Source organism: Pedobacter sp. 10L46_2 (assembly GCF_056395165.1).
Window position 1 is genome coordinate 15,845 of record NZ_JBFTIZ010000006.1, and the last position, 25,892, is coordinate 41,736.

A 25,892-nucleotide genomic window follows, 5' to 3' on the forward strand; every position below is an offset into this window, starting at 1 on the left:
TTTTAGCTTTGCATTATGCAAAGAGAACAGATCTCAGTATTTGATATTTTTAAGATAGGAATTGGACCTTCAAGTTCACACACCCTTGGTCCGTGGCGAGCAGCACAGCAATTCACAGCTTCGTTAAAACAGCAAAATTTATTAGGTGAGGTTGAGCAAATAAAGATTTTGCTTTACGGATCCTTAGCAAAAACTGGTAAAGGACATGGAACTGATGTTGCCATATTATTGGGACTGGCAGGTGCAGATCCAGTAACATTTGATGTAAACTCGATTGAGTGTACTATTGAATCTATCAAAAAAGAGCAGTCACTAATTCTGGCAGGAGAAAAACCAATTGAATTCAACTATGATGAGGATCTGATATTTCTCCTTTTTGAAAGCCTTCCATTTCACCCAAATGCGGTTACTTTTCAAGCGTTTCTAAAAACGGAAAAAGCAATATCCGAGACCTATTACTCTATTGGCGGTGGTTTTGTAGTTAAAGAAGGAGAGGATGGTAAAGAAAGAGAGCAGGTTGATTTACCTTTCCCTATTGAAAAAGCTGGAGATCTGTTACACTGGTGCCTTACTACAGGACTTAAAGTTTCTGAGGTAGTAATGGAAAATGAACTGGCCTGGCGGACAGAAGCTGCAACAAAAACAGGAATTTTGCAGCACTTCAATGTAATGAAGGATTGCATTTACAGAGGGTGTCATACCTCAGGTTTTTTGCCGGGAGGGCTAAACGTGGCCAGAAGGGCCGCAGCGCTTAATAAAAAGCTGATGGGCAATAGTGTGTACACTAACTATGAAAGTTGGATAATGGCCATTAGAGCAGGCGGAAATGGATTTAATTACACGCTTGACTGGGTGAGCTGTTTTGCCCTGGCTGTTAATGAAGAAAATGCTTCATTTGGCAGGGTGGTAACGGCCCCAACCAATGGCGCGGCTGGAGTTATACCAGCGGTATTACAATACTTTATAACATTTTGTGATGGATTTGATGAAGAAAAAATTACACAGTTCATTGCCTGTGCGTCTGAAGTAGGCAGTATCTTCAAAAAGGGAGCTACAATATCTGCTGCTATGGGCGGATGCCAGGCCGAAATCGGAGTGTCTTCAGCAATGGCAGCAGCTGCGCTCACTGAGTGTTTAGGAGGCTCTCAGAGACAGGTTTTAATGGCTGCTGAAATAGCCATGGAGCATCACTTAGGCCTTACCTGTGACCCTATTGGTGGTTTAGTTCAAATACCTTGTATAGAAAGGAATACTATGGGCGCTATTAAAGCAATTACAGCAAGTCAGCTTGCATTGCAAAGTAACCCGGACAAAGCCAAGGTAAGTTTAGACGCCGTAGTTAATACGATGTGGGAAACTGCTTTAGATATGAATTCGAAATATAAAGAGACATCTGATGGCGGTTTGGCTACCAATATTCCAATAAGTTTGCCTGAGTGCTAAAGTCTTATTAGATTTTCTGTTGGGCTTTAATAGAAAGATATCTGTTGATTACATTTATGGTCAGTTTTTCTGGTGGGGTAAGAATGCTTAAGATTCCATGTTTGGCAAGTTCCTTTACGACTAGCTTTTTCTCATAAGCAAATTTGCTGGCAATGGTTTTAATGTAAATCCCTTCTACGTCTTTTACTTCCTGTTCGGTAAGAGATTTCAGTTCGGTGTTTTCAAAAAACACAATAAGCAGCAAATGGAATTTAGCAATACGCTTTAAAAATGGCAGCTGTCTGTTTAATGCCGACATGCTTTCGAAATTTGTAAAGAAAACTAACAAACTACGCTGCTTTAAAACGCTTCGGATGCTTGTATAAAGGGCCTCCATGTTGGTTTCGAGATATCTTGTTTTTTCTTTATACAAAACGCTCATAATCTTACCAAGCTGAGCAGGTTTTCTATCTGCTGGCACAATACTTCCGGTCTTTTCAGCTATGGTTATTAAGCCCGCTTTATCTTCCTTTAACAAAGCCACGTTAGAAAGAATTAAACTTGCATTAATTGCATAATCCAATAAGCTCAATCCCTCAAAAGGCATTTTCATGATTCTCGATTTATCAATCACACAATAGACATGTTGAGCTTTTTCATCTGTAAAGGAATTCACCATCAACTCTCCTTTCCGGGCTGTCGCTTTCCAGTTAACAGTTCTATAATCATCGCCCTGCACATAACTCTTTACCTGATCAAACTCCAGGCTATGACCTATTCTTCTTATTTTTTTAATCCCAATTTCATTCAGTCTGTTTGATATCGCCATTAATTCGTATCTTCTTAATTGCAAAAAGGAAGGATAAACTGGCACTGTTGTTTCTTGTCCAAAGTTAAACCTCCTTACTATTAAGCTTAGCGGCGAACTAACATACAACCGAACCAATCCAAATACATATTCGCCCCTTTTGGTAGGCCTTAAAGTATAATTAATTGTTTTGTGTTCACGGGGTTTTAAATTACTGGTAAACCAGATGTCTCTCTTCTGAAATTGTAAAGGAATTTCATCAATAATACCAACTTTAGTTGCAAAAGGATAAAAGCTCTCGATATAAATATTGATTTCATTTTCATCGCCGTTACTTAATCTTTCGGGAAGATCCCGTCTTAAAAAGAAGCTCCTATCCTGTCGATAAAGCATGAGCATATCAATAATAACCAATGCTATCAGCGTCCAAAAAGCAATAAATGGGATATCCCCAAGCCATGGCAAAAAGAAAGAAAACAGGAACAAAGTAGCACAAAGCCCAATTCCTGCAAACAGCCTTTTACCTAAAAACAGGTCTTTATAATATGTCTTAAAAAAGTTCTTCAACAGCTTTGGTATTACCTTGGAATTTCTAATTTTTGAATAATTTGACCAACTATATCAGCAGGAGTAAGTCCTTCCATTTCCTTATCTGGTGTTAGCATAATTCTGTGTGCAAGAACAGGTACCGCCACTTTTATGATATCCTCTGGCGTAACAAAATCACGACCCTGCATTGCTGCAATGGCTTTAGCGCTATTGATCATTGCTAAAGATGCCCGGGGTGAAGCGCCCAGGTAAAGTGATTTATTATTCCTTGTTTCATGAGTTATCCTTGCTGCATATTCTATTAGTTTAGGTTCAACATGCAAGGCCTTAATTATTGCCCTGCATTTCTTAATCTTATCGATACTTAGAACCGCTTTAACTGCATTTATCTCTACCTCAAGCTTTTGCTGATGTTGATTTTGAAGGATAATTATCTCTTCTTCCAGTGTAGGGTATTTAACTTCGATCTTAAATAAGAATCTATCTAGCTGGGCTTCGGGCAATCTATAAGTCCCTTCCTGTTCTATTGGATTTTGGGTAGCCAGCACCATAAAAGGCTCATCCATTTGATAGGTATGTCCATCTACAGTTATTTGTCGTTCTTCCATCACTTCAAACAAAGCTGACTGAGTTTTTGCAGGAGCGCGATTAATTTCATCAACCAATATGATATGTCCAAATATAGGCCCTTTTCTATATTCAAACGACGAAGATCTGGGGTCAAATACAGATGTCCCCAATACATCGGAAGGCATTAAATCAGGAGTGAACTGAATTCGTGAAAATGAAGCATCAATGCTTTTGGCAACAAGTTTAGCACTTAATGTTTTAGCCACACCAGGGACACCTTCGAGCAAAATATGGCCATCGGCAAGTAGGGCTGCAATTAGAAAATCTATTGTTTCCTTTTGCCCAATAATAATACTGCTCAGTGTTTGTCTTATCTGATCAACAGCCTGATTAAGTTCAGTTAAGTCGGTTCTTTCATTAAAAATTTCCGGTTCCATAGTTTATTGAGCTTGTTTATAAAATCTTTCAATTAGTTTATTAAGGTTGATCAGTGAGTTATCATCAACAAACTGATTGTTATTTATCACATTTACAATGCTAAACAGTTGGCTAATCGTTTCTTGGGGCACTCCTGATCTGATATTTAAAGCTTCTTCCAATTCTTTATTCAGTGATGTTGTTTTAAGGTTATAGGTACTTCGAATATGCTCAAGAAAATAGCTTACCTTTTTTCTTGCAATATCTCCATTGTCCCGTTGCTGATAGTATACTTTTCCAACAACCTTAACAAAATCTAAGGATGAGTTTTTTAAGGGTTCTATTACAGGAATTATCCGCTGTCTGCGCTTCATTTCAAACAAAACAAAGATGATCAATCCTACCAATGCAATATAGTATGCCCATCGCAGTGATTCATTTCTAAAAATCACTCTTAAAACGGCTGAATCATCGATATTACCTCGTGTATTGTGTTCGTCCCACATTAAACTTGCAGAGCTGGGAAGGTATGATAGGGCCTTTGCTGCATAATCCGCGCCTAAAGGATTTATCAGGCTGTAATTGGTAAATAGTTGAGGATTTGGTAAAATGTATATATTTCCTTTACCAAAACTGTATTTAATAAAGTTTGGCTTCCCATTAGCATTTTTACCCAATACCGTTACCCTGGAAGTATCGATTTTACTAAAATACTGTTCGGCAATTTGCTTTCCGAAGGCATAATTGTATTTCGTTTTCAACTTTGGATTGGTGAAATTAATTCCGGTAGATTTTTCTGTCGAATAGTTATACGACGATCCTATATCAAACTTAAGTGTATCACTTAAAATTTTACCAAAATCAAAGGCGGCAAAAAAAGCATTGTTTCCCTCATTTACAAAGCTGATAAGTTCTTTAAAATCCAGCTTATCAAGTTCCATAGAATGAGAAATAAAAAGGTAGTTGGTATTATTAAACTNNNNTTAAAATATTATATATTGGATCTCGGATTATTCTCACATCTCTTTTGGGAAATAAATCATGTATTTCATGAAACAGAATGTACGTGCCATAGGGGATCTTATCTTCTTTTAAATAGCTGGGGGTCCAGTTTGTTGGCTTGGGTTTATAATACTGGGCAACCAGATAACCAACCAAAAGCACGGCACTCACAATAAGATATCTTCTTAATCCCTTCATGAGCTATGTAAATTAAACCGTTCAAAAGTGTCTTTAATGGCATTGAAATTCTCTTTGTCAATAAAAAACTCGCCGTACCAAACATATTCAAATTGATGAGTAAGCTTGCTGAATTCTTTCTTCTTATCGGAATCATTAATCTCGCTGATATACGTTTGATTTGTTTTTTCAGGGAGCCAGTGAATCAGGTCTTTATCGCTCAGTTTTTTAAGTGTCCGCAAATACAAAAGTCTGACAGCCAATCTATAATTAGCATTCACTATAGCCTTTTCTATCTCCTCATTAAAATTAATTTCATGGATGTTATCATCAGACTCATTATAGGGCACCTCCACTATTTGAGACTTACGGGAAAATATTTTCAGATCTGCACCAATTATTTTTAAGACAATGAAAACTACCAATCCAACCAGTGCAATAATTGCTAAGTATTTTATTAAACCACCAGACACCTTGTTACTTAGTGCTTGGCCTATCAAGCGCCAAAACCATCGCCAAAACCTGTCCCAAAAGCTAAGATTTGGCGCAGGGACATCATCATAAATGAAGTCTGTTTCTTTACTATGTGCTTCCAGTTTACTTTTATCGAACCCACGCAGATCAACCTTAGTCGTATCCAGTCTGACGACTGTTTTTTGTGCAACAGAATCCTGCTTTTCTACATTAGCCTGAACCTGTAGCATTCCAAAAAAAAGAAAAATGAAGAGCAGTAAACGCATGCTAATAATCCTCAGGGGTAGAATTTAAATTCGTTTCGGACTTTCCAAGTTGATTTATCCTTTCCAATAATCCGGTATTATCCAAACGTTCTACCAGATTAAAATAACAGAGTGTAACACCTATAACAGGCAAGATCATAAACACCTGACATACATATTGAATAACTGTAGAAATAACAATGATAAAAGTACTCATACCACCGGATGCTTTGGTAAATGCAGAAACCATAGTAAGTATTATAGCTGGCATAGAGGCCATAGACATGCATGCATAGGTAATTATCCATATAACAAATATTGCTCCTGCGGTTACCCACCATTGATCTTTTAAGAGTTTGAAAGATCTGCTAAATGAATATTCAAAGCTTCCATTCTCTACCACCATTATGGAATAAAAAAGAGACATCRCCGGAAACACATAAAAAAACGGCAAGCCACAGAATAGAAGGCAAATAATAAGAAAAATACACACAGCAATACTACTCCCAAATACCCTAAGGAAATAATATTTGAAATATGACCAAACTTCTTCCACAGTTGGCGCCTGGTTTCCTTTTTGAACGTATAATGCAATAAAGCTTAAGGTTGAAACAGTTATTGCAGTATAATTGAGTAATGAAAATATGATCACAACGAAATAATTGAATGAGAACAACTGCTGGAACATATCATTAATGATCTCACCAAACTCTCTGAGCTTTCTAAATTCTAATTTATCAGACATTGTTTATATTTTGAGTGCGTTTAATAAGTTGGGCAGGATACAATACTACATACCAAACCATAAATAAAAATGAGCCTCCAAGAATGGAAACACTTAACCAAATCGGCATATCGGTATGCCTGGTAACAAAACTTTCAAATATTGCTGCCACCACAATTATAGGTAATATTCCCAAAGCTATTTTAGTTCCGTCTTTTGCACTTTTTATAAATGCCTGAAGGCGTGTATATGTTTTAGGAAACAATAAGCCATGCCCTAAAACCAAACCTGCACCACCGGCAATTATGATGGCAGATATTTCCAAAGTCCCATGAATCCATATTACCAATATAGATTCCAGTCCCAAACCTTTACTAAAGAAATAATATTCGAATGAGCCAAGCATTATTCCATTTCTTAAGATAAAGAATACAGGCCCAATCGAGAAGAATATTCCACTTACAAACATCAATAAAGACACATAGATATTGTTGGCAGCAATCATAAAAAACATGCTGAACTCACCTTGCTTTTTATAAACGCCAAATGGATCTCCCTTAGCAATGTTCTCATTGGTCATATTTACATACCCATCTCCAAGTATTAACCTTAAGAAAGAATCATCATATTTTGCAGACAGAATTCCTATTAAGCTTGAGATTACAAAAAATATTAGTGCATACAGCAACTGCCTGCGATAGGTATAAAAAAGGATAGGTAACTCAAATTTCCAGAATTCAATGAACGTATTGGTGTCCTCTTTTTTATTCTTATAAATAGATTGATGCAGCAATGCAGCAATTCCGTTTAAATATTCTGTTGTTTTTGATTTTGGATAAAATGTTTTGGCGTAAGCCAGATCATTGGTAATGTCAACAAACCTATCAGCCAGCTCATCTGGTGTGGCTGCACTCATTTGTTCATAGGATTTCCATTTACTGGAATTCTGCTTAACAAACAACGATTCTCTCATAGGTTTTGTGAGGGCTCTAATTTTCATGTAAAATAGCATAAAAAAGATTTTTACAAGAAAAATTCACTATCATTATTTTAATTCTCCTGAACATTTCTTTGTTTTAAATTTTATCTAAGTTTGAGTTTATATGGAAACAATACAGGTAAACACAAGTCAGCATGTGGCTATAGACTATCCGGTTGCAGGATTGGGAGAACGGGTGGCTGCAAGGTTGATTGATTTGGGCGCTTTTATCGTCGTAGCAATTCTGCTTATGGTATTAACTGCACTTACAGGCTCTGCACAGTCAAAAATCCTTGTCATTTCCATATGGTCAATTTATGGTGCTTGCTTTGTTTTTTATGACCTTATTTCTGAGATCTTTATGAACGGACAAAGTATCGGCAAAAAGTTACTAAAGATAAAAGTGATTAGCTTAAACGGAGGCCAGGCAAGTTTAGGTCAGTATTTTATCCGCTGGTTGTTTAGACTCGTAGATTTTACACTAACCGCTCAGGTAGGCGGATTAATTTGTGTGGCTATAACAGAAAACAAGCAAAGAATTGGCGATATAGTAGCCGGCACCACACTCATAAAAACAGTTGCCCGTACTGGCTTTAACCACATTGCTTTTCATCCGGTAGAAGAAGAATATACCCCCGTTTTTGCCTATGCTGATCAGCTTACAGATAGAGATGCAGAGCTAATCCATGAAGTTATCAGTACTTTTTACAGAACAAATAATGCTGATTTAATTTATGCAATGTCAGCAAGAATCTCAACACATCTTGCCATTAAAGTGCCAGTGGGAATGAACGAATTAGAATTCTTAAAAACGGTAATTAAAGACTACAGACATATTACTTCAAAGAGAGATTAGGTAATAATTATTTCAAATTCGTCAATACTAACGGAGCAACATTCGCAACCCATCCGGCATACATCTTTCCTGAGGGATGCAGGCCATCTCCGGCAACCAAGGTTTTGTCTGACAGTGCTAATCTGGAAAATGGTGTAATGTTGGAATAATTCAAACCCGCGGCCAATGTCTCTTCTTTGTTTATTACATTAAAAGCATCTATTTCCTTAGCAATGACTTGTGGATCACGTCCGCTTTGCTGGCCATGCGGTGTAGCTCCCCAATCGGGAATTGATATCACAAAAACATGCGATTTTTTGTCTTTTGTGAAATTAATAGCGATTTGCAGGAGCTCTTTAAATTCCTTACGGTAAACATCTTTTGATTCACCTCTATATTGATTATTTACACCTATTAGTAAAGTAACAATATCAAATTTATGCTCAGGTACCCCAGAGTCTTTGATTCCAGATTTCAATTCGCTGGTTGTCCATCCCGTCCTCGCAACTATGATCGGGGAGTTTATTATAAGGCCCTTTTTTGTAAGGTCATTTGCAAGCTGGTTTGGGAAATTCTCATAACGTTCTACTGACTCTCCTATGGTATAGGAATCGCCAAGCGCAAGATAATTTAACGGGTTCACAACCGTGTTTGTAGTGCTATCATTAACCATCGACTTTACCTCTCCTTTCTTACAGGCTAATATCAGTAATAATGATAGAATTACCATCGAATATCTCATATTCGACATTTACGGAATAACAAGAGATACGGATTTGAGAAATTTTACTAGTGCGGATGAGGTATCCACATTTTATAAACGTAACTGACTAATATAATTGACCCCGTAATAAGATATAGTGTTTTAATGAGCTTATCACTTCTTTTGCCGAACCAGTAGTTTGCCGATAACCCTACAATAAAAGTAATGAGAAGAGGAACCGTTGGTGGATACATATCAAAACTCTTTTCCCAATCCCCTTTTAGGAGAAATATTAGTGAGCGTTGAAATCCACATCCCGGACAGTCGATTTTAAAGAGATACTTAAACGGACATGGCAGCAAAAAAATATCCGCCTTGTCTAAGAAAGAAGACCAGGCGGATAAGATATATGTTATAAACACTAACAATTAAATTCCAGGGGTGGTAGGTGGTTTGTTAAATGGATCGTTGAACGGATTATTATTACCAAAAGGGTTGTTTGGATTATTAAAACCATTTTGTGCTTCTGCAGCAGATGGGCCTAAATACTTAGCATCACCAAAGCCTAATATAGGATAGAACACAATTGGCAAAATAATAAGTCCGACGGTAAAGCCTTCTGTTTTTCCGAAACTTTTACTTAGCAGATTCATTAGCCAAACACTAAATACAATATTTACACATGGTATTAATAACCAAAGTATCCATATTGTCGGTTTACCAACAATTTCGATAAGGACAATTAAATTGTAAATTGGTATTATAGCCGCCCATCCTGGTTTTCCGGCTTTAACGAAGGTTTTCCATAATCCGGCATAGACAATAACTAGCACGATTAAACAAAAGAAAACGGTTCCGGCGCCCAATCCGGCGGCGGCTGCTGAAGAGTACTCTGAATTGTAGTCCATAGGTTTTTGAGTTTTAATTTATATAAAGATAATCTTTATGTCAAAAAATCAAAATTTCAAATCCCTTTTTCAAGATGAATCAGATCAGCTGCATGCCAAACAGACTGGCAATATGATTTTTCAGCTTACCTTTAACCTCTTCCATATCTAGCGGATAGCCTAATTCACGTTGTATCGAGGTTACATCCTTATCGTCTATCCCACAAGGAACAATATTTTTAAAGTAGTTAAGATCTGTATTTACATTGAACGCAAAGCCATGCATGGTTACCCACCTGCTGCACCTCACACCCAATGCACATATTTTACGTGCTCTCTCATTATCAGCGTCCAGCCATACTCCTGTATAGCCTGGATACCGACCAGATATAATCCCGTAATCATTCAAGGTTAAAATAACCGCTTCTTCAAGTGTTCTTAAATAAAGGTGGATATCAGTAAAAAAATTATCCAGATCAAGAATTGGATAACCCACTATTTGCCCTGGCCCATGATATGTTATATCACCACCACGGTTAATTTTATAATATTTTGCCTCTTTTTCTAATAAACCTTGTTCATTAAGCAACAAGTTTTCCGGGTGACCACTTTTCCCTAAGGTATATACATGAGGATGCTCACAAAACACCAAAAAATTAGGGGTCTCCAGATTTGTGTTATTTGTTCGGTTTTGTGTTTTCAAAGCCACGCTTTGATTGAACAAAACTTCCTGTTTATCCCAGGCATCCTGATAATCAACAAGACACCAGTCTATAAATTCAACTTTCTTATTCATTTTATGAAAAGTTAAGCTACCACGTAACCTAACATATAGCCATCGTTAGTTTTAAAATAGTGCACAGTAAGCTCCAAAGCTCCTTCAGGAAGATCAACAAGAGCCTTAAGACTTCCTTCATCTTTAAGCTTAAAGGGCTTGATATGAATGTCTCGTTTAAACTCCAGTCCCTTTCTCCCATTCCATTTATAGATAGCTTCTTTTGCACACCAGCACACATATAATCCATTAGTGTTATCACCAATTTGTTTTTGAGCAAGTTCCGAGTCAGACAGAAACTTATTCCTTATGCTCTTTATTTTGTGTTTAATAAGTTCAATATCAACCCCCACCTTCTTCTTCTTACCAACAATTACCGACGCGTAATCGTAAGAATGACTTAAAGAAATATGGTATCCGAGGTTAGGAAGATATGGCTTACCGTGCTCATCCATGCGGCAGTCGATATATTCTGAAGTATTAAGCATTGTTCTTAATAGCACCCTTGTGCTTAGCCAATGAAGCAACCGCTTTCCATTATTTAACGATGAAATCACATCAAGCTCATGCTGCTTCAGTTGTAAACCCGAAATCAGCTGCTCTTCAGTTTCTTCGATTTTCCATACAGCAAGTATGGTATCCTCGTCAATATTTTTATTAAAAACTACAGGCATCTCTATTTTAGAAAACTATGCAAAAGTATCTTAAATTAATCATAATTTCGTCCAAATACTAGATAAAATGATACTGTCCGACAAACGAATACTGGAAGAAATAGATAAGGGAACCATTATAATAGAGCCTTTTAACCCCGAATGCCTTGGCACAAACTCATACGATGTTCATTTGGGCAAGTATCTGGCTACTTACAAAGACAGGGTTCTTGATGCAAAAGCACACAATAAAATAGATCATTTCGAAATTCCAAAAGAAGGATATGTGCTACATCCAGGCACACTGTATCTAGGTGTTACTTTAGAATATACAGAAACCCATGCCCATATTCCCTTTCTTGAAGGAAAATCAAGCACCGGTAGATTGGGAATAGATATCCATGCAACCGCGGGTAAAGGTGATGTTGGTTTTTGCAATACATGGACATTAGAAATTTCATGCGCACAACCTGTAAGAATATATGCCGGAATGCCAATTGGCCAATTAATTTACTTTATGGTTCAAGGCGATATTCAAACAATGTATAACACCAAAACTAACGCTAAATACAACAACAAAACCACAAAACCTGTAGAAAGCATGATGTGGAAGAATAAGTTCTAAAGTTAATATTTCGTATATTGAGGCTTTATTTGTTAAGGTTCTTATTTATGAAACGTAAGCTAATTCTGCCTTTGTTACTATGCTTTGGGATACTTATAACTTTTGCTTACAAAGCGGATGACGATCCGTTTAGTGCATTGATAAAGAAACTGGAGGCATATATTGAAAAGTATCCTCAGGAAAAAGTGCACTTGCATCTTGATAAACCCTTTTATGCCATCGGCGATGACATTTGGTTTAAGGCTTACGTTGTAAATGCTCAAACAGGAAAACCATCAACAATCAGCAATGCACTATATGTTGAATTGATCAGCGAAAAAGATTCCGTTAAAAAGCAGATTAAGTTGCCTGTGATTTCGGGATTTACCTGGGGCGACTTTAAACTTCCTGATTCTTTTACGGAAGGGAACTATCGAATAAGGGCATATACCCAATGGATGAAGAATGCGGGAACAGAATTCTTTTTCGATAAAACCATAAAAATTGGCAATTCATGGGCTAATAATGTTTACACAAACACCAGCTATGCTTTTAGCAAGCAAAATACCGCAGAAAAAGTAGATGCCAACATCAGGTTTACAGATAAAAAAGGTGTTCCATATGCACAAAGTGATGTCTCATACGAGGTTCAGTTAAACTTCAGAAGCCTGGCAAAAGGAAAAGCAGTAACCAATGATCAGGGAGAGGTAAACATCAGTTTTTTAAATACTCAGCCATCTTTGTACAAATCCGGAAAAATTATAGCTACGCTGACTCTTCCAGATAAGAAAAAGATGATCAAAGAAATTCCCGTTAAAGCAACATCAAATGCAATAGATGTCCAGTTCTTCCCCGAAAGCGGAAACCTAGTAGAAAGCCTACCTAATAAAATTGGAATCAAAGCCGTAAATGCTTCTGGATTGGGCGAAGATGTAAAAGGATCAATAATAGATAACGATGGTCAGGAAGTTACTCAATTTAGCACACAACACTTAGGAATAGGTAGTTTTATACTCAATCCACAGCCTGGAAAAACTTATGCTGCTAAAGTAAAATATAAAGACGGGTCTGAAAGCACTATAAATCTACCCCGAGTATTACCAAGTGGTTATATCATTACGGTAAACAGCAATACGGAAAATGTTGTTGCTAAAGTTTTATTGAGTCCCGATCTAATAGGAAATGGTGAGTTAAAACTAGTTGCACAAAACAATGGAAATGTTTATTTCATATCCAAAGCCGCTTCTCAAAAACAAATTATAACCACCTCAATTCCTAAAAAAGATTTACCATCAGGCATAATTCAGCTCACCTTATTCTCTGCTCGGAACACTCCCGTTGCAGAGCGCCTTGTTTTTGTAAATAATGTTAAGGACAAGATAACAACAAAGGTTTCAACCGCTAAAGAAAGCTACGCAAGGAAGGAAAAAGTTAACGTAAATCTTCAGGCAGATTTTGCGGAAAAGCCTGCGCAGGCAAGTTTTTCTATAGCTGTTACCAATACTACATCAGTAAAGCCTGACGAAGAAAATGAAAGCAACATTTTTACGACCCTGCTGCTTACTTCAGATCTTATTGGTTACATAGAAAAACCTAACTACTACTTTTTACATGATGATCAAAAAACACAACAGGATTTAGATAACCTAATGATAACCCAGGGATGGAGAAGAATATTATGGAAAAATATAATTAATAATGCAGGTCCAAATATTCGCTATGAACCAGAAAAATCATTAAAAATCAGCGGAGTAGTTACAAGTTATGGCGGCAAACCTTTACCAAACTCCAAGGTATCACTTTTCTCCTCCTCTGGAGGATTGTTCGCAATTGATACATTATCTGATGCACAAGGACGTTTCAATTTCGACAACCTGATCTTTAATGACAGTACTAAATTCATTGTACAGGCAAGAACCGCAAAAAACAAAAAGAGTGTAGATATAGTTCTTGATGTTGTATCAGGACAGATAGTTACTAAAAATAAAAATACCGGCGACATAGAGGTGAATGTTAATGAGGCCTTATCAGGATATCTGAAACAAAGTGAAAACTATTTTGACGATCTAACTAAACGCGGAATACTGGAACGTACAATTTTGTTAAAAGAGGTGAATATTGTAGAGAAAAAAAATCCAGCTAAAAATTCCTCAAATCTAAATGGTGCCGGTAACGCCGATGCTATTATAACGACAGACCAGCTTCAATACTGCACTACATTGTCGCAGTGTTTACAGGGTCGTGTTGCTGGCTTGATTATTAGAAATGGAACTCCATATTTAATGAGAAACAACGGCACACCAATGTCAATAGTTTTAGATGGTATGCAAATGGAAGGCGATTTTCTGGATAATATTAACCCAATGGATATTGAGACGATTGAAGTATTAAAATCTGCTGGCAACACTGCAATTTATGGTAGTCGTGGAGGTGGCGGTGTATTAGTCATTACCACTAAACGCGGAGGCGGCTATTCCAGCGCATCTACGTTTACACCAGGCATCATTCCTTTCTCGCCCAAAGGATATTATACACCAAGAGAATTCTATTCACCAAAATACGATGCTCCTGATAACAGACCAGATTACAGGACCACCATTTACTGGAATCCTAATATTGTCACAAATGAAAGTGGAAAAGCAGCCTTCAACTATTTCAATTCAGATGAACCCGGAACCTACAGAATCGTTATAGAGGGCATGGATATGCTTGGAAATTTAGCACGTACAGTTTACACCTATGAAGTAAAATAAATATAAATGAATACAATTAGAGTCACCATAAAAGATCACTTAAGCATTATCACGCTCGATAGAGGTAAATCTAACGCACTTAACCGTGAAATGATTACTGAATTAAATGACATACTCATAAACATAGCGGGTGATCCCAATATTGCTGGTGTAATTATCACCGGCAAAGAACATTTTTTCTCTGCCGGGTTAGACCTTATAGAATTATACAACTATTCAGAAGAAGAAGCTGAATCATTCTGGCATCTGTTTCTGAATTTTACAGCAACTATAACTGCATTTAAAAAACCACTAATTGCTGCCATAAACGGGCACAGCCCTGCCGGCGGATGCGTTATAGCCCTGGCTTGCGATTATAGAATAATGGCCGAAGGCAAATACATTATCGGGCTAAATGAAGTTCCGGTAGGCATAATTGTACCTAACAGCATTTTTAAGCTGTACTCATTCTGGATTGGACAGGCTAATGCTACCAGAAGTCTTTTAGAAGGGAAACTATTTACCCCTGGAGAGGCATTGCAGGTTGGTCTGGCCGACGAGATTGTAAATCCAGCCAGTATCCTCACAGCTGCCGAGAGAAAGATCAGAAAATACATGGCTATGGAGCGTAATACCTGGGAACAGAGTAAGCTCAACATCAGAAAAGATTTAATTACAGCAACCAGTGCAGATCAAAGTGAAGCATTGCAAGTAATGCTAAAACAGTGGTGGGCCCCCGCAACCCGTAGCATTTTAAAAACAATTATAGATAACCTGCAAAAGAAATAAGCCATGTTCAATCAGCCAATGTTAAGAGATGATGCCTTAAAAGGAAAAACAATTGTAGTTACGGGTGGTGGTACCGGTTTAGGGAAAGCCATGGGAACCTATTTTCTGAAATTAGGAGCAAACCTGGTGATCACAAGCCGTAAGCTTGATGTGCTTCAGCAAACAGCTTTAGAAATGGAGAAAGAAACTGGCGGAAAAGTCCTCGCGCTAGCTTGCGACGTCAGGGAATATGAACAGGTTGAGCATGTGTTGGTCGAGACATTAAAAACCTTTGGGAAAGTTGATGCACTGCTTAACAATGCCGCTGGTAATTTCATTTCACCAACTGAACGCTTGTCAGCTAATGCTTTTTCTTCGATAATAGATATTGTTTTAAAGGGCTCTGTAAACTGTACCCTTGCTTTTGGCAAACATTGGATAAAAGAAAAACAAACCGCAAGTGTTTTAAACATTGTTACCACCTATGCTTTTACAGGCTCTGCATACGTAGTGCCTTCTGCGTGCGCTAAAGGCGGTGTGCTGGCCATGACACGCTCTTTAGCTGTTGAATGGGGCAAGTATGGTATCCGAACAAATGCCATTGCCCCTGGCCCCTTTCCTACTAAAGGTGCATGGGAACGGTTATTGCCCGGCGATCTGGCAGAGAAGTTCGATTTCAAGAACAGGGTTCCTTTGAAACGCGTAGGCGAACATCAGGAACTCGCTAATTTAGCGGCATTTCTAATCAGTGACTTCGCAGGCTACATTAACGGAGAAGTAATTACCATTGATGGCGGCGAGTGGTTACAAGGGGCTGGTCAGTTTAATGGTCTCGAAGCCATTCCGAATGAGATGTGGGATGCCTTTGAACAAATGACAAGATCAGCAAAGGGAAGCTAGCGCCTATTAAGCTTACCACCTGATTAAAGCACTTGCCCAGGTAAAACCAGAACCAAAAGCCGCAAGACAAACAAGATCTCCATCTTTAATCTTACCCTCTTCCCATGCCTCACAGAGTGCAATGGGAACTGAGGCTGCTGTGGTATTTCCGTATTTCTGAATATTATTAAATACCTTGTCGTCACTTAAGCCCAGTAATTGCTGTACATATTGGCTTATTCTTAGGTTAGCTTGGTGAGGAACCAACATATCAATATCTTTCTCTGTAAGATTGTTGGCGTTTAAAGCTTCTTTTATTACTTCCGGGAATTTTACCACTGCTTTTTTAAATACAGCAGGCCCATCCATATAAGGCAATGCGGCACCACTTTCCAACTGTTCTGCGGTCATGAATAACCCCCCAAGTTCCTGATCAGGATATCCGGGCTTATCCTTAAGCCATTTATTTGCCGAAGCGCCAGGATAATACATTGCCAAAATCTCTGCATCAGCACCATCGCTATGTAAATGTGTGCTTAATATACCCTGGTTCTCTTTCTGGGTAGGTTGTAAAACAACTGCCCCTGCCCCGTCCCCAAATATAACAGAAACATTTCTGCTCCTTGTTTCAAAATCCATCGCAAACGAATGTTTCTCACTACCCACAACAAGTATGTTCTTATACATGCCTGTTTTTATAAACTGATCTGCTACAGATAGTGCATAAACAAATCCTGAACATTGATTTCGGATATCAAGGGCACCTATTTCTTTCATTTTCATTTCGCGCTGCAGCAGAACCCCGCAACCGGGAAAATAATAATCAGGACTAAGTGTGGCAAAAATGATGAAGTCAACATCCTGTGCAGTAATGCCAGCACGTTCGATAGCAATTTTGGCAGCCTCAACACCCATCGTTGTAGTTGTTTCTTCAAGTCTATCCGCAAAACGACGTTCTTTTATTCCGGTACGCTCCTGTATCCATTCATCGTTTGTATCCATAAAACGAGATAAATCGTCATTAGAATAAACATTTTTGGGCACATAGTAGCCAATACCGGCAATCTTTGAACGCTGCATTATATTTGAGTTTAGTACAAATTTTAAGCAAAAATAACTTTAACTGCAACATTATTTTGAAATAAGCTTATTTTTGTAATATGTCAACAGAAACCAAAGAGGAAACATTTACATTAGAAGAGATCCTTACCTCATTAAAAACAGTTCACCGCTTAATATTATGGAACGATGATGTAAATACTTTTGATCATGTAATTCATTGCATGATGAAATATCTGGACTATTCTGAAACCCAGGCAGAAAAAATTGCATGGGAAGTCCATAACAAAGGTAAATGCGCTGTTTTGGAAGGTTCTTTTACTGAAATGGAAGTTTACCGTAAAATTCTTCAGCAGGAAGGGTTAACAGTATCTGTAGATTAGGTTAAATCCTTAAATATTTTCGTTAATTCTTGTTGTGTAGTTTGGGTTTTATCCTTTGCGTACCAGCCATGAAGTTTTTCGGCAATTTCCATCATATCACTGCTGTCTCTTTTCCAACCGGCCAGTAACTCCTGCAGAATGTCAGGTCTTGGGCCCCATTTCTTAACGACATCCCCTTTTTCATCTAGAATTAATAATACTGGAATGGCCCTGCCACCTTTGGTTAGATGCGCATCAATCAATGGCAAATTTTTATCCCTCAAAACAAACCTGAGTTCAAATCTATCAGGAAAGCTCGTTGCTATTTTATCAAAAACAGGCACAATCTGCGCTGCATCCCCACACCATCCTTCGGAAATTACCAGAAACCGATATTTATTTTTTACGTTGTTAAGCACATTCAGGAATTCCTCATTTAATTTCACCGTTTTATCAACCCTGCTCATTCGTTGCACATTCATTTTAGTGTAATGCAACATTGCATCAGAATCATCAGGACCTGTGGTTTTATGTTGTAATAAAAGCTCATCAATCAGAATTCTATACTGCTGATAGGTCATCCCGTCGTTAGAAAAAATATTAGTGTAGTTGATCATATTTGCTGTAATAAAATAGTTACTCCTGTATTATTAAACTTTCCCTCCGTTTCTTTGTCCCTCCTTAAAGAAACCTAATAAAAAAGAAAGATCCGAATGAAGAATTCTACGTGCAAAGTTCTGTTTTTAGCTATTGCCTTTTGTATTACAACTGTAAAACTTAATGCCCAAACCACTGGAGAGGGTCAAATTACAGCCAAAGTTGTTGATGCGCAAAGTAATGAAACTGTACCATTTGCTACAGCCACTATCCTTAACAGAAAAACAAAAGCAATTATTAAAGGTGCACAAACTGATGTAAATGGTAATTTACTTATCAGTAGTCTACCTAAAGGCGTATTTACCTTCAAAATAAGTTATGTTGGTTACCAAACAATGGTTAGAGATTCCATTTCTATTTCCGATGCTCAGAAAGTAATTAATCTCGGCACAATCAAAATGAAGCCAGCCAAAGGAACTGTACTAAATGAGGTGGCTATCACTGCTCAAAAAAGCGCCATTCAACTTGGAATAGATAAAAAAGTTTTCGCTGTTGATCAAAGTTTAGTTAGCGAGGGAGGATCTGCTTCAGATTTACTTCAAAACGTACCCTCTGTTCAATCTGATATTGATGGTAATGTAAGCCTTAGAGGTTCAACCGGAGTAAAGGTTCTGATAGATGGCAAACCATCACTTATAGCCGGTGGAAACGTGGCTCAAATACTGCAATCTATACCTGCAAGCTCCATTGAAAGCGTTGAGCTCATTACCAATCCATCCGCAAAATATGATGCAGAGGGCCAATCAGGAATTATCAATATCGTATTAAAAAAGAATAAGAAATTAGGTTTCAATGGCTCCGCAGCATTCAGTGCAGGCAACCGAGATAATTATAACGCAAGCACAAACTTGAGTTTTCAAAACAAAAAGATAAACCTTTACGGAAATTATGGTTATCGTTATGGCAACCGTATTGGTGGCGGATATAGCAATATCACCTATCTGGACAGCCCCTTCCCTACAATTTTTGCCAATCAAAACACCGATTCAAAATCACAGGATAAAGGCCACAACATAAAAGCCGGTATCGACTATAGTATTACAGACAAAAGTGTAATCAGTTTTTCGGGAGGCTTCAATTCACGAGATAACGACAGGAACGAATTTCTGAATATCGATAAGCTTGATGGTGGTAAAAATCCTCTGGAATTGAGCAATAGAAACAATACAAACAAAGGATTTGGGAGTAGTTATGATCTTAACTTGGACTTTAACCAGAAATTTAAAAAACCAAGAGAAGAACTAACCTTTAATCTAAGTTTCTCTGAAGGCACAAACGACAACGATCAGATCTACAGCACAAACATCTATAATATTGATGGGGATGCAGCCAGCTCACTGCCGAACATCCAGCGAAATGATGGAACGGGCTTTAACAGAAGTTACAATGCAGCATTTTCTGATCAGTTAAACAACCTTACCGGAGAATACGAAGTAAATTTCGCCCTAACCAATGAGTTTAATAGTAAGGACCAGGTTCATGCCCTTTACTTTAATTATCAAAATCAGGTTAAGAATTTTGGTTATCAGGTGGGTGTAAGAGCAGAAGATGCCACATTAGATACTCGTTTAGGGATGTATAAGTTGAATCAGTTAGAATATATTCCTGGAAAAGTAGCCTATACAAGATTGTATCCAAGCGTATATTTAACCCAAAAATTTAAAGGTGAGCAACAAGTACAGCTTAGTTATAGCAGAAGAGTTAACAGGCCAAGAGGATGGGATACCAACCCATTTCTTGACGTATCTGACCCGCTTAATTACCGTCAGGGTAACCCCAATCTGAAACCGGAGGATGTACATGCTTTTGAACTAAGCTATAGTAAGTTCTGGCCTAAAGTAACATTCACTTCCAGTGCATATATACGCCAAACCAATGATGTTATACAGAGGGTAAGAACAGAACCTGATGAAAATGGAATCACAATTGTAACTCCGCAAAACTTAACAAAACAACTATCAAGCGGACTTGAATTAATCGGACGGGTTGATGTTGCTAAAGCCTGGAACTTTACAACTAACGTAAACTTATATCAAAGCAAAATTAATGGAGTACCTGCTTTCGGAATTGTGGAAAACTCTGGTTTTAGCTGGAATGCCAACTTAACCAATAACTTCGTTTTACCTTACAATGTATCTCTTCAGATTAGGGGGGATTATCGTGCACCAGAAGTAATGGCCCAGGGTAAAAGAAATGCAATGTACGGCGTAGATGCAGGTGCTAAGTATGATTTCAAAGACAAAAAGTCTTCACTTAGCCTAAATATAAGGGACGTGTTTAGTACACGAAGATGGAGTATGACCACCAATGGAGTCACCTCAACAATCGATTTTAGAAGATTTATGCAGGGAACCATGGCCAATTTAACTTACTCTTATCGCTTTGGCAACAACGATTTTAAGTTCAAAAAAACTAAAAAACAAGACCAACAGGATTCCAGACCTGACGAAGAATCATTTTAGTTAATTTGTATATTGCGAACATGGAAAGTACAAACCCTTGGAAGACCATCGAGAGCAATAAAATATATGAGAACAATTGGATCAGTTTAACTGAGCATCAGGTTATCAATCCTTCAGGTGGCAAAGGCATTTATGGCGAAGTACATTTCAAAAATATCGCCATAGGAATTTTGCCACTTGATGAAGATTTAAACACATGGCTTGTTGGACAATACAGATACCCGATAAAAGCCTACAGCTGGGAGATACCTGAAGGTGGGGGAGCTCTTTTGGCAAATCCGCTGGATGGCGCCAAACGTGAACTTATTGAAGAGACCGGCCTGATGGCGACAGAATGGATCGAAATTCAACGGATGCACCTGTCTAACTCGGTAAGCGATGAACTCGCAATTATTTATGTCGCTAAAGGCCTAACTCCTGGTGTTTCCTCACCTGAGGAGACAGAGCAGCTTGTAGTTAAAAAGCTGCCTTTTAATGATGCCTACCAAATGGTTATAAATGGAGAAATTACCGATAGCATGAGCGTGGCAGCTATCTTGAAAACTAAAATTCTATTACAGGAAGGTCATTTATAACCAAAATACAGTAATTTTGTTCAGCTTTACCGTATAAACTATGAATAAGTTTTTTGGCTATATTTTTAGCCCCATCTTTTATCTGTTTTTCTTTTTAACACTGGTTATATTCCAACCCATTCAATGGGTCTCTTATCGTTTGTTTGGATATAAAGCCCATAAAACTTCGGTAGATGCACTTAATTTCTTTCTCACTTATTGTGACATTTTCTTAGGCTCTTCAATAACATTTAAAAACGACCAGAATCTGCCGCTCAACAGGCCTATCATCTTTGTTGCCAACCATCAAAGTATGTATGATATTCCGGGCTTAATATGGTTCCTCAGAAAGTACCATGTTAAATTCATTTCTAAAATTGAATTAACAAAAGGCATCCCCTCTATTTCGTTTAACCTGAAATATGGAGGCGGTGCAAACATAGATCGCAAAGACAGTAAGCAAGCTATTTCTGAAATTATAAAACTGGGCAGAAGGATGAAGGAAAACACATGGTCTACTATGATCTTCCCTGAGGGTACACGCGCAAAAGACGGCAAGCTAAAAAGTTTTCAGGTAGGTGGTATTGCAACCCTGTTAAAAGTTGTACCAAATGCATTGATAGTTCCTGTGGCAATAGAAAACTCATGGAAGCTGGTTCGCTACGGCAGTTTTCCTTTAAGCTTCGGCGAACGTTTACGATGGACAGTTTTAAATCCAATAGAACCCGAAGGCAGAAACCCCGAAGTAGTTACTCTTGAAGCTGAGAATGCAATAAGAACAAAACTAAATCAAATAGCTGTGTTATAAGCCGCCATTCCATTTATATATTCTTGTTATCTATGTGTTTAAAAAACTCATCACGATAGGTATCTCCAATGGGAATAATCTTCCCAAAAATAGAAATACGACTTCTTTCTATACTCTCTATTTTATCAAGCGAAATGATATAAGATTTGTGAACCCTTACAAACTGGCCCTTTGGCAAAGTCTCATCCATTTTTTTCATATTCTGCAGTGTAATAATACGCTCTGCCTTTGTATAAATAGATATGTAATCTTTTAAACCTTCTATATAAAGAATATCATCAAGTTGAATCTTCTGGATTTTATGCTCTGTTTTAACAAAAATAAAGTCCTGTATTGGATTCGACGCCACTGGCGAAGGAGCTGTCGCTACAAAGGATTGAGGCACAGCAGCTGGTTCTGCAATCTTCATTTGATTATGCACCTTTTCCACAGCTTTATAAAAACGATCAAATGCAATCGGCTTTAACAAATAATCAGACACATTTAGATCATAGCTTTCAAGCGCATACTGAGAATAAGCTGTTGTTAAAATGTAATTAGCCTTTCCATTCGCTATTTTAAGGAACTGTATACCTGTTAACTCTGGCATCTGGATATCTAGAAACACCAAATCAATGCCCCCAGCCTGAACAAGCTGCAAAGCCTCTATAGCATTTTCAGTCCGCTTAACTAATTCAAGAAACGGAACTTTAGAAACATAGTCCTCAATAATATCAAGTGCTAACGGCTCATCATCAACCGCAATACATTTTAACTTTGTCATATATCAAGCATTAACTCACTGGTGTAATGGGTAGCCGAATTTACAATATTTAATTTATACCTATCCGGATAAAGTAATTGCAATCTCCGTTCAACATTGTTTAGGCCTACGCCACCCATCTCATCCTTATTATATTTATTCTTTTTATTGGTTATACTAAAATGCAATATCTTTTGATTGGCAATAATATTGATCTTAATCGGATTTTTAGGATCATTAGCTACCCCATGCTTAAAAGCATTCTCAACAAATGATATTAATATTAAAGGCACGATCTGTTGATTATCAATTTCTCCATTCATTGTAAATTCAACAGCTGCACCATCTTTAAATCTCAATTTCTGCAGTTCTATAAAACTTTGCACATATTCAATTTCTTTACTTAAAGAAACCCAGCTGTCATTACTTTCATAGATCATATAGCGCATAATTTCTGAAAGCTTTAGTATTGCATCAGCAGTTTTATCAGATTTCTGATAAGCCAGGGAATAAATGTTATTCAAAGAATTGAACAGAAAGTGAGGGTTCAATTGTGACTTTAAAAATTGCAATTCCATTTCCTTCTTTTCACTTTCCAAATTACGCTGCGTATGTTCATTACCAAACCAGTCTATTGCTAATTTAAGCAGCGAACTAACAACTATAAAAAAGCCCGAAATAAACAATGCACTAATTGCATAGGTAGAAATAGGTGTATACTCGGCAACGCCATTACTGTTAAGGTGCTGCAAAATAGTCTCGGCATGCAAAGTAGCTATAACCGTTTTGATGAAACTCATCATCAACATTAGTAAAATGATGGATATGATGTAAAGGCCATACCTCTTGTTCTCTTTTACCAATAAGGGAATTAACAGTGTATAGTTAATATAAAAGATAGAAATATTGATCAATCCCGAAAAGCCAAAGTTTATGGCCAGCTTATATAAAGACACCGGTTCTTTGCTGTAAATAACCAATACAGTCACAAACAGAACAATAAAGAGCCAAAAGAGAAGATGTATAATAATGGAGTTTCTACTTTTCATTAAACGATGACTAAACAAAATTTCATAGGTCCAAAATAAATTAATTAGCGTGCTTAAGCAGTTCGCTTTCGACGAACTGGCATTTTTTTTCTACCAACTCGCAAAATAATACAACTAATCACAAAACTATTCATTTTAACCGTTTATCTAGGATAATATGTACTTCGTCTAAAAGATTTTAGCAGCATTTTTTTATTTATTCTATTTGTTTCATCAAAACAAAACGATTATGAAAAAGTTAGCAAACGTATCGCCATTTTTACTTTTACTGGTTCCTGTTTTCATCATGATGATTTTAACATTTGCCACAAGTATATCAAATAGCCATAATGAAGACGTTGCTTTGAAATCTTCATCAGCCAACAAAACTGAAATGGTAAAAGTAAGCAACCCTTTCTCTAAATAAGAGAACGGTACTATATATAGGTGTACTAAACCTTGTTTAGTACACCACAAAAAATAAGTTTAGTTTTAGTTAATAGTAAGAGATGGCGGTTTAGGTCCGCCATTTTCTTTATCTGCCCGGTCTGGGTGTAATAATCAGACTTTCATGTCCATCGGCATCTGTAGACTGTACTCCAAAAAAATAGTTATCCTTTGAATAAGCAATAGTTGCAGAGGTATCATTTACAAAAATCTTCTTTTCCCAAACTGGCGAGGTAGTTTCGCGCACCAACACATAATAGCCTGACGGAAGTTTTCCTTTAGGAGCATTCCATTTGAGCGTTGTTTTATTGGTAAGTGCTGATGTCAGCATGATTACGTCTTCAGGCTCCCCGGCTGATGAAGCAAGATTTGAAAGTACTGCCAAATTCATTCTGGCTATTTTCTGCAGATAGCCATAGTCAACATATTCCGGTAAATCACCATATTTAAATCCACCTTCAGTCCTAATATCCTGATGCTGCCTATTAAAATCTTCATTCATTTCAGTTATTCTTACAGCAGTAAATCCTTGCAAAGAAAAGGGTGTATGATCTCCCCCTCTTAAAAACCTGTCCCTTCTGTAAACCAATTTCACAGTCAGATTATCTACATACCGCTCTCCAACCTCTTTAATATATCTCGAGGCCTGTCTTGCCATACCATCATTTTCTGCTCCTATAGATTGGCGCATAGTTGCCTCTTCTTTGGTTTCTGCAGCAGGAACACCTTCACTAAACACCCTCACCATTGTGTTATTTTTAATGTCAGTTTCCATTCCATAAGAATTACCTATCATATCATTATTCATTACCAGGTGAACATTCCAGCCTTCTTCCTTTGCTCGCTTTGCGAGGTTTGCAGCCCCGTAAAGCCCCTGTTCCTCGCCAACCATTGCTACAAACATTATTGTGCTGCGAAAATGACCTTTACTCATTACCCTGGCCATCTCCAATACACCAGCTACACCTGAAGCGTCATCATTTGCACCCGGAGCAAAATCTTTAACATTCATTACATCCGTGACTCTTGAATCATAATGTCCGCACACCAATAAAATCCTCTTGTCACTCGGATCTGTTCCAGGCAACACAGCAACCACATTTTTGAGCACTGAAGGGGTAATTATTCTCTTCCCATCTGCTTTCTGAGTAAATGCATCATAAGAAACTTGTAACCGGCCTCCTCCCAGTTTGCCATATTTTTCAAACTCTGATTTTATCCATGTTCTTGCAGCTCCTATCCCTGTTTTTTTACTGGAAGTATCACTTAGCGTATGTCTGGTATTAAAGGACACTAGCTTTCTTACCAGATTTTCCAAATTAGTTGCAGATACGTCATCAACCATTTTACTGATCGTAGCATCTTTTACAATCACTTGCTGTGCATTTACCGCAGCCGAATTAAGAAAAAAGAGTAAGGTAAACCAGAGCAATCTGTTTATTATCATAACAAAGGGTGTAAATATTCTGAGGAAGATACGATTCAAAAATAAATCTTCAATAAATATTTTGAAAACTAAATAATTAGTTTTAAGTTTATACTAAGTTTTTAGTTATACAAATATTGCGCA

27 protein-coding genes are annotated in these 25,892 nt (G+C 37.5%); 11 read left to right on the forward strand and 16 right to left on the reverse strand.

The genetic code is table 11. The features are described from left to right. Positions 1-15: 15 nt before the first annotated feature. Positions 16-1,443, forward strand: a complete 1,428-nt coding sequence (locus AC1DDX_RS01430) for an L-serine ammonia-lyase (protein ID WP_172661780.1) — start codon at positions 16-18, stop codon at positions 1,441-1,443. Between the two features lie 7 nt (positions 1,444-1,450). Here AC1DDX_RS01430 and AC1DDX_RS01435 read toward each other — a convergent pair whose 3' ends face one another. The 6 genes from AC1DDX_RS01435 to AC1DDX_RS01460 all read right to left on the reverse strand — a co-directional run bounded on the left by AC1DDX_RS01435 (position 1,451) and on the right by AC1DDX_RS01460 (position 7,361). Next, on the reverse strand, positions 1,451-2,797 hold the full coding sequence (locus AC1DDX_RS01435) for a DUF58 domain-containing protein (protein ID WP_288883779.1): 1,347 nt from the start codon (positions 2,795-2,797) through the stop codon (positions 1,451-1,453). Positions 2,798-2,808: 11 nt separating this feature from the next. After that, positions 2,809-3,786: an AAA family ATPase gene (locus AC1DDX_RS01440; RefSeq protein WP_172661784.1), complete on the reverse strand. Its 978-nt coding sequence runs from the start codon at positions 3,784-3,786 to the stop codon at positions 2,809-2,811. Positions 3,787-3,789: 3 nt separating this feature from the next. After that, complete coding sequence (locus tag AC1DDX_RS01445) at positions 3,790-4,707, reverse strand: DUF4350 domain-containing protein (RefSeq protein WP_477621723.1); 918 nt, start codon at positions 4,705-4,707, stop codon at positions 3,790-3,792. Positions 4,708-4,962: 255 nt separating this feature from the next. Next, positions 4,963-5,685 carry a DUF4129 domain-containing protein gene (locus tag AC1DDX_RS01450; protein WP_337717304.1) on the reverse strand — a complete coding sequence of 241 codons (723 nt, stop codon included), beginning with the start codon at positions 5,683-5,685 and terminating at the stop codon, positions 4,963-4,965. Position 5,686: 1 nt separating this feature from the next. Further along, positions 5,687-6,409: a hypothetical protein gene (locus tag AC1DDX_RS01455; RefSeq protein ID WP_477621724.1), complete on the reverse strand. Its 723-nt coding sequence runs from the start codon at positions 6,407-6,409 to the stop codon at positions 5,687-5,689. Next, on the reverse strand, positions 6,402-7,361 hold the full coding sequence (locus AC1DDX_RS01460) for a stage II sporulation protein M (protein WP_172661789.1): 960 nt from the start codon (positions 7,359-7,361) through the stop codon (positions 6,402-6,404). Before AC1DDX_RS01460 ends, AC1DDX_RS01455 begins: the two co-directional genes overlap by 8 nt. Positions 7,362-7,491: 130 nt before the next feature. Here AC1DDX_RS01460 and AC1DDX_RS01465 point away from each other — a divergent pair, with 130 nt between their 5' ends. Further along, positions 7,492-8,223 carry an RDD family protein gene (locus AC1DDX_RS01465; protein ID WP_288883775.1) on the forward strand — a complete coding sequence of 244 codons (732 nt, stop codon included), beginning with the start codon at positions 7,492-7,494 and terminating at the stop codon, positions 8,221-8,223. 7 nt (positions 8,224-8,230) lie between these two features. On the opposite strand, the gene AC1DDX_RS01470 is transcribed toward AC1DDX_RS01465, so the two are convergent. From AC1DDX_RS01470 to AC1DDX_RS01490, 5 genes are all read right to left on the reverse strand, one after another. Then, positions 8,231-8,944, reverse strand: coding sequence for a GDSL-type esterase/lipase family protein (locus tag AC1DDX_RS01470; RefSeq protein WP_172661791.1), 714 nt, complete (start codon positions 8,942-8,944; stop codon positions 8,231-8,233). 47 nt (positions 8,945-8,991) lie between these two features. Beyond that, positions 8,992-9,327, reverse strand: a complete 336-nt coding sequence (locus AC1DDX_RS01475) for a DUF2752 domain-containing protein (RefSeq protein WP_172661792.1) — start codon at positions 9,325-9,327, stop codon at positions 8,992-8,994. Positions 9,328-9,333: 6 nt separating this feature from the next. Next, complete coding sequence (locus tag AC1DDX_RS01480; protein WP_048907804.1) at positions 9,334-9,813, reverse strand: DUF5684 domain-containing protein; 480 nt, start codon at positions 9,811-9,813, stop codon at positions 9,334-9,336. Between the two features lie 79 nt (positions 9,814-9,892). Beyond that, a complete protein-coding gene (lipB, locus tag AC1DDX_RS01485) occupies positions 9,893-10,588 on the reverse strand; it encodes a lipoyl(octanoyl) transferase LipB (RefSeq protein ID WP_172661793.1) in 696 nt (231 codons plus the stop codon). Positions 10,589-10,599: 11 nt separating this feature from the next. Then, positions 10,600-11,241: a 4'-phosphopantetheinyl transferase family protein gene (locus AC1DDX_RS01490; RefSeq protein WP_172661794.1), complete on the reverse strand. Its 642-nt coding sequence runs from the start codon at positions 11,239-11,241 to the stop codon at positions 10,600-10,602. A gap of 67 nt (positions 11,242-11,308) precedes the next feature. Between AC1DDX_RS01490 and dcd the strand changes: the two genes are divergently transcribed. From dcd to AC1DDX_RS01510, 4 genes are read left to right on the forward strand one after another with little or no spacing between them, the layout of a single operon-like run. After that, the gene (gene dcd, locus AC1DDX_RS01495; protein WP_048907807.1) at positions 11,309-11,845 is read left to right on the forward strand and encodes a dCTP deaminase; all 537 of its coding nucleotides are present in this window, start codon (positions 11,309-11,311) and stop codon (positions 11,843-11,845) included. A gap of 47 nt (positions 11,846-11,892) precedes the next feature. Next, positions 11,893-14,577, forward strand: a complete 2,685-nt coding sequence (locus AC1DDX_RS01500) for a carboxypeptidase-like regulatory domain-containing protein (protein ID WP_288883773.1) — start codon at positions 11,893-11,895, stop codon at positions 14,575-14,577. A 6-nt stretch (positions 14,578-14,583) separates the two neighbouring features. Then, the gene (locus AC1DDX_RS01505; RefSeq protein WP_337717301.1) at positions 14,584-15,345 is read left to right on the forward strand and encodes an enoyl-CoA hydratase/isomerase family protein; all 762 of its coding nucleotides are present in this window, start codon (positions 14,584-14,586) and stop codon (positions 15,343-15,345) included. Positions 15,346-15,348: 3 nt separating this feature from the next. After that, positions 15,349-16,224 carry an SDR family oxidoreductase gene (locus tag AC1DDX_RS01510; protein ID WP_288883771.1) on the forward strand — a complete coding sequence of 292 codons (876 nt, stop codon included), beginning with the start codon at positions 15,349-15,351 and terminating at the stop codon, positions 16,222-16,224. Positions 16,225-16,236: 12 nt separating this feature from the next. On the opposite strand, the gene AC1DDX_RS01515 is transcribed toward AC1DDX_RS01510, so the two are convergent. After that, positions 16,237-17,283, reverse strand: coding sequence for a 3-oxoacyl-ACP synthase III family protein (locus tag AC1DDX_RS01515; protein ID WP_172661798.1), 1,047 nt, complete (start codon positions 17,281-17,283; stop codon positions 16,237-16,239). Between the two features lie 80 nt (positions 17,284-17,363). On the opposite strand from AC1DDX_RS01515, the gene AC1DDX_RS01520 reads away from it, so the two are divergent. Then, positions 17,364-17,645 carry an ATP-dependent Clp protease adaptor ClpS gene (locus tag AC1DDX_RS01520; protein WP_048907811.1) on the forward strand — a complete coding sequence of 94 codons (282 nt, stop codon included), beginning with the start codon at positions 17,364-17,366 and terminating at the stop codon, positions 17,643-17,645. Here the strand turns inward: AC1DDX_RS01520 and AC1DDX_RS01525 are convergent. After that, positions 17,642-18,241, reverse strand: a complete 600-nt coding sequence (locus tag AC1DDX_RS01525) for a thioredoxin family protein (RefSeq protein WP_288883770.1) — start codon at positions 18,239-18,241, stop codon at positions 17,642-17,644. The two genes, AC1DDX_RS01520 and AC1DDX_RS01525, sit on opposite strands and share 4 nt — an antisense overlap. A gap of 96 nt (positions 18,242-18,337) precedes the next feature. Here AC1DDX_RS01525 and AC1DDX_RS01530 point away from each other — a divergent pair, with 96 nt between their 5' ends. Genes AC1DDX_RS01530 through AC1DDX_RS01540 form a run of 3 tightly spaced genes read left to right on the forward strand, consistent with a single transcriptional unit; the run spans position 18,338 to position 22,105 of the window. Then, positions 18,338-20,743, forward strand: coding sequence for a TonB-dependent receptor (locus AC1DDX_RS01530; protein WP_477621725.1), 2,406 nt, complete (start codon positions 18,338-18,340; stop codon positions 20,741-20,743). A gap of 20 nt (positions 20,744-20,763) precedes the next feature. Continuing rightward, the gene (locus AC1DDX_RS01535; RefSeq protein WP_172661801.1) at positions 20,764-21,318 is read left to right on the forward strand and encodes an NUDIX domain-containing protein; all 555 of its coding nucleotides are present in this window, start codon (positions 20,764-20,766) and stop codon (positions 21,316-21,318) included. Between the two features lie 40 nt (positions 21,319-21,358). Further along, positions 21,359-22,105: a lysophospholipid acyltransferase family protein gene (locus tag AC1DDX_RS01540; RefSeq protein WP_288883768.1), complete on the forward strand. Its 747-nt coding sequence runs from the start codon at positions 21,359-21,361 to the stop codon at positions 22,103-22,105. 13 nt (positions 22,106-22,118) lie between these two features. Here AC1DDX_RS01540 and AC1DDX_RS01545 read toward each other — a convergent pair whose 3' ends face one another. Together AC1DDX_RS01545 and AC1DDX_RS01550 are read right to left on the reverse strand one after the other, a co-directional pair. Continuing rightward, positions 22,119-22,868: a LytR/AlgR family response regulator transcription factor gene (locus tag AC1DDX_RS01545; RefSeq protein ID WP_172661803.1), complete on the reverse strand. Its 750-nt coding sequence runs from the start codon at positions 22,866-22,868 to the stop codon at positions 22,119-22,121. Further along, a complete protein-coding gene (locus AC1DDX_RS01550; protein WP_172661804.1) occupies positions 22,865-23,896 on the reverse strand; it encodes a sensor histidine kinase in 1,032 nt (343 codons plus the stop codon). Before AC1DDX_RS01550 ends, AC1DDX_RS01545 begins: the two co-directional genes overlap by 4 nt. Before the next feature lie 229 nt (positions 23,897-24,125). Here AC1DDX_RS01550 and AC1DDX_RS01555 point away from each other — a divergent pair, with 229 nt between their 5' ends. After that, positions 24,126-24,302 (forward strand): hypothetical protein, encoded by a 177-nt coding sequence (locus AC1DDX_RS01555; protein ID WP_161662359.1) that lies wholly within the window; start codon positions 24,126-24,128, stop codon positions 24,300-24,302. A gap of 108 nt (positions 24,303-24,410) precedes the next feature. On the opposite strand, the gene AC1DDX_RS01560 is transcribed toward AC1DDX_RS01555, so the two are convergent. Next, positions 24,411-25,769 (reverse strand): M20/M25/M40 family metallo-hydrolase, encoded by a 1,359-nt coding sequence (locus tag AC1DDX_RS01560; RefSeq protein ID WP_288883767.1) that lies wholly within the window; start codon positions 25,767-25,769, stop codon positions 24,411-24,413. Positions 25,770-25,892: the final 123 nt, after the last annotated feature.

Excerpts from the sequence above, each read along its gene's own strand:
- AC1DDX_RS01430 (WP_172661780.1), top strand. The coding sequence starts at position 16 with ATGCAAAGAGAACAGATCTCAGTATTTGATATTTTTAAGATAGGAATT.
- AC1DDX_RS01440 (WP_172661784.1), bottom strand. The coding sequence starts at position 3,786 with ATGGAACCGGAAATTTTTAATGAAAGAACCGACTTAACTGAACTTAAT.
- AC1DDX_RS01445 (WP_477621723.1), bottom strand. The coding sequence starts at position 4,707 with ATGGAACTTGATAAGCTGGATTTTAAAGAACTTATCAGCTTTGTAAAT.
- AC1DDX_RS01450 (WP_337717304.1), bottom strand. The coding sequence starts at position 5,685 with ATGCGTTTACTGCTCTTCATTTTTCTTTTTTTTGGAATGCTACAGGTT.
- AC1DDX_RS01460 (WP_172661789.1), bottom strand. The coding sequence starts at position 7,361 with ATGAGAGAATCGTTGTTTGTTAAGCAGAATTCCAGTAAATGGAAATCC.
- AC1DDX_RS01465 (WP_288883775.1), top strand. The coding sequence starts at position 7,492 with ATGGAAACAATACAGGTAAACACAAGTCAGCATGTGGCTATAGACTAT.
- AC1DDX_RS01470 (WP_172661791.1), bottom strand. The coding sequence starts at position 8,944 with ATGAGATATTCGATGGTAATTCTATCATTATTACTGATATTAGCCTGT.
- AC1DDX_RS01480 (WP_048907804.1), bottom strand. The coding sequence starts at position 9,813 with ATGGACTACAATTCAGAGTACTCTTCAGCAGCCGCCGCCGGATTGGGC.
- lipB (WP_172661793.1), bottom strand. The coding sequence starts at position 10,588 with ATGAATAAGAAAGTTGAATTTATAGACTGGTGTCTTGTTGATTATCAG.
- AC1DDX_RS01490 (WP_172661794.1), bottom strand. The coding sequence starts at position 11,241 with ATGCCTGTAGTTTTTAATAAAAATATTGACGAGGATACCATACTTGCT.
- dcd (WP_048907807.1), top strand. The coding sequence starts at position 11,309 with ATGATACTGTCCGACAAACGAATACTGGAAGAAATAGATAAGGGAACC.
- AC1DDX_RS01500 (WP_288883773.1), top strand. The coding sequence starts at position 11,893 with ATGAAACGTAAGCTAATTCTGCCTTTGTTACTATGCTTTGGGATACTT.
- AC1DDX_RS01505 (WP_337717301.1), top strand. The coding sequence starts at position 14,584 with ATGAATACAATTAGAGTCACCATAAAAGATCACTTAAGCATTATCACG.
- AC1DDX_RS01510 (WP_288883771.1), top strand. The coding sequence starts at position 15,349 with ATGTTCAATCAGCCAATGTTAAGAGATGATGCCTTAAAAGGAAAAACA.
- AC1DDX_RS01515 (WP_172661798.1), bottom strand. The coding sequence starts at position 17,283 with ATGCAGCGTTCAAAGATTGCCGGTATTGGCTACTATGTGCCCAAAAAT.
- AC1DDX_RS01520 (WP_048907811.1), top strand. The coding sequence starts at position 17,364 with ATGTCAACAGAAACCAAAGAGGAAACATTTACATTAGAAGAGATCCTT.
- AC1DDX_RS01525 (WP_288883770.1), bottom strand. The coding sequence starts at position 18,241 with ATGATCAACTACACTAATATTTTTTCTAACGACGGGATGACCTATCAG.
- AC1DDX_RS01530 (WP_477621725.1), top strand. The coding sequence starts at position 18,338 with ATGAAGAATTCTACGTGCAAAGTTCTGTTTTTAGCTATTGCCTTTTGT.
- AC1DDX_RS01535 (WP_172661801.1), top strand. The coding sequence starts at position 20,764 with ATGGAAAGTACAAACCCTTGGAAGACCATCGAGAGCAATAAAATATAT.
- AC1DDX_RS01540 (WP_288883768.1), top strand. The coding sequence starts at position 21,359 with ATGAATAAGTTTTTTGGCTATATTTTTAGCCCCATCTTTTATCTGTTT.
- AC1DDX_RS01545 (WP_172661803.1), bottom strand. The coding sequence starts at position 22,868 with ATGACAAAGTTAAAATGTATTGCGGTTGATGATGAGCCGTTAGCACTT.
- AC1DDX_RS01550 (WP_172661804.1), bottom strand. The coding sequence starts at position 23,896 with ATGAAAAGTAGAAACTCCATTATTATACATCTTCTCTTTTGGCTCTTT.
- AC1DDX_RS01555 (WP_161662359.1), top strand. The coding sequence starts at position 24,126 with ATGAAAAAGTTAGCAAACGTATCGCCATTTTTACTTTTACTGGTTCCT.
- AC1DDX_RS01560 (WP_288883767.1), bottom strand. The coding sequence starts at position 25,769 with ATGATAATAAACAGATTGCTCTGGTTTACCTTACTCTTTTTTCTTAAT.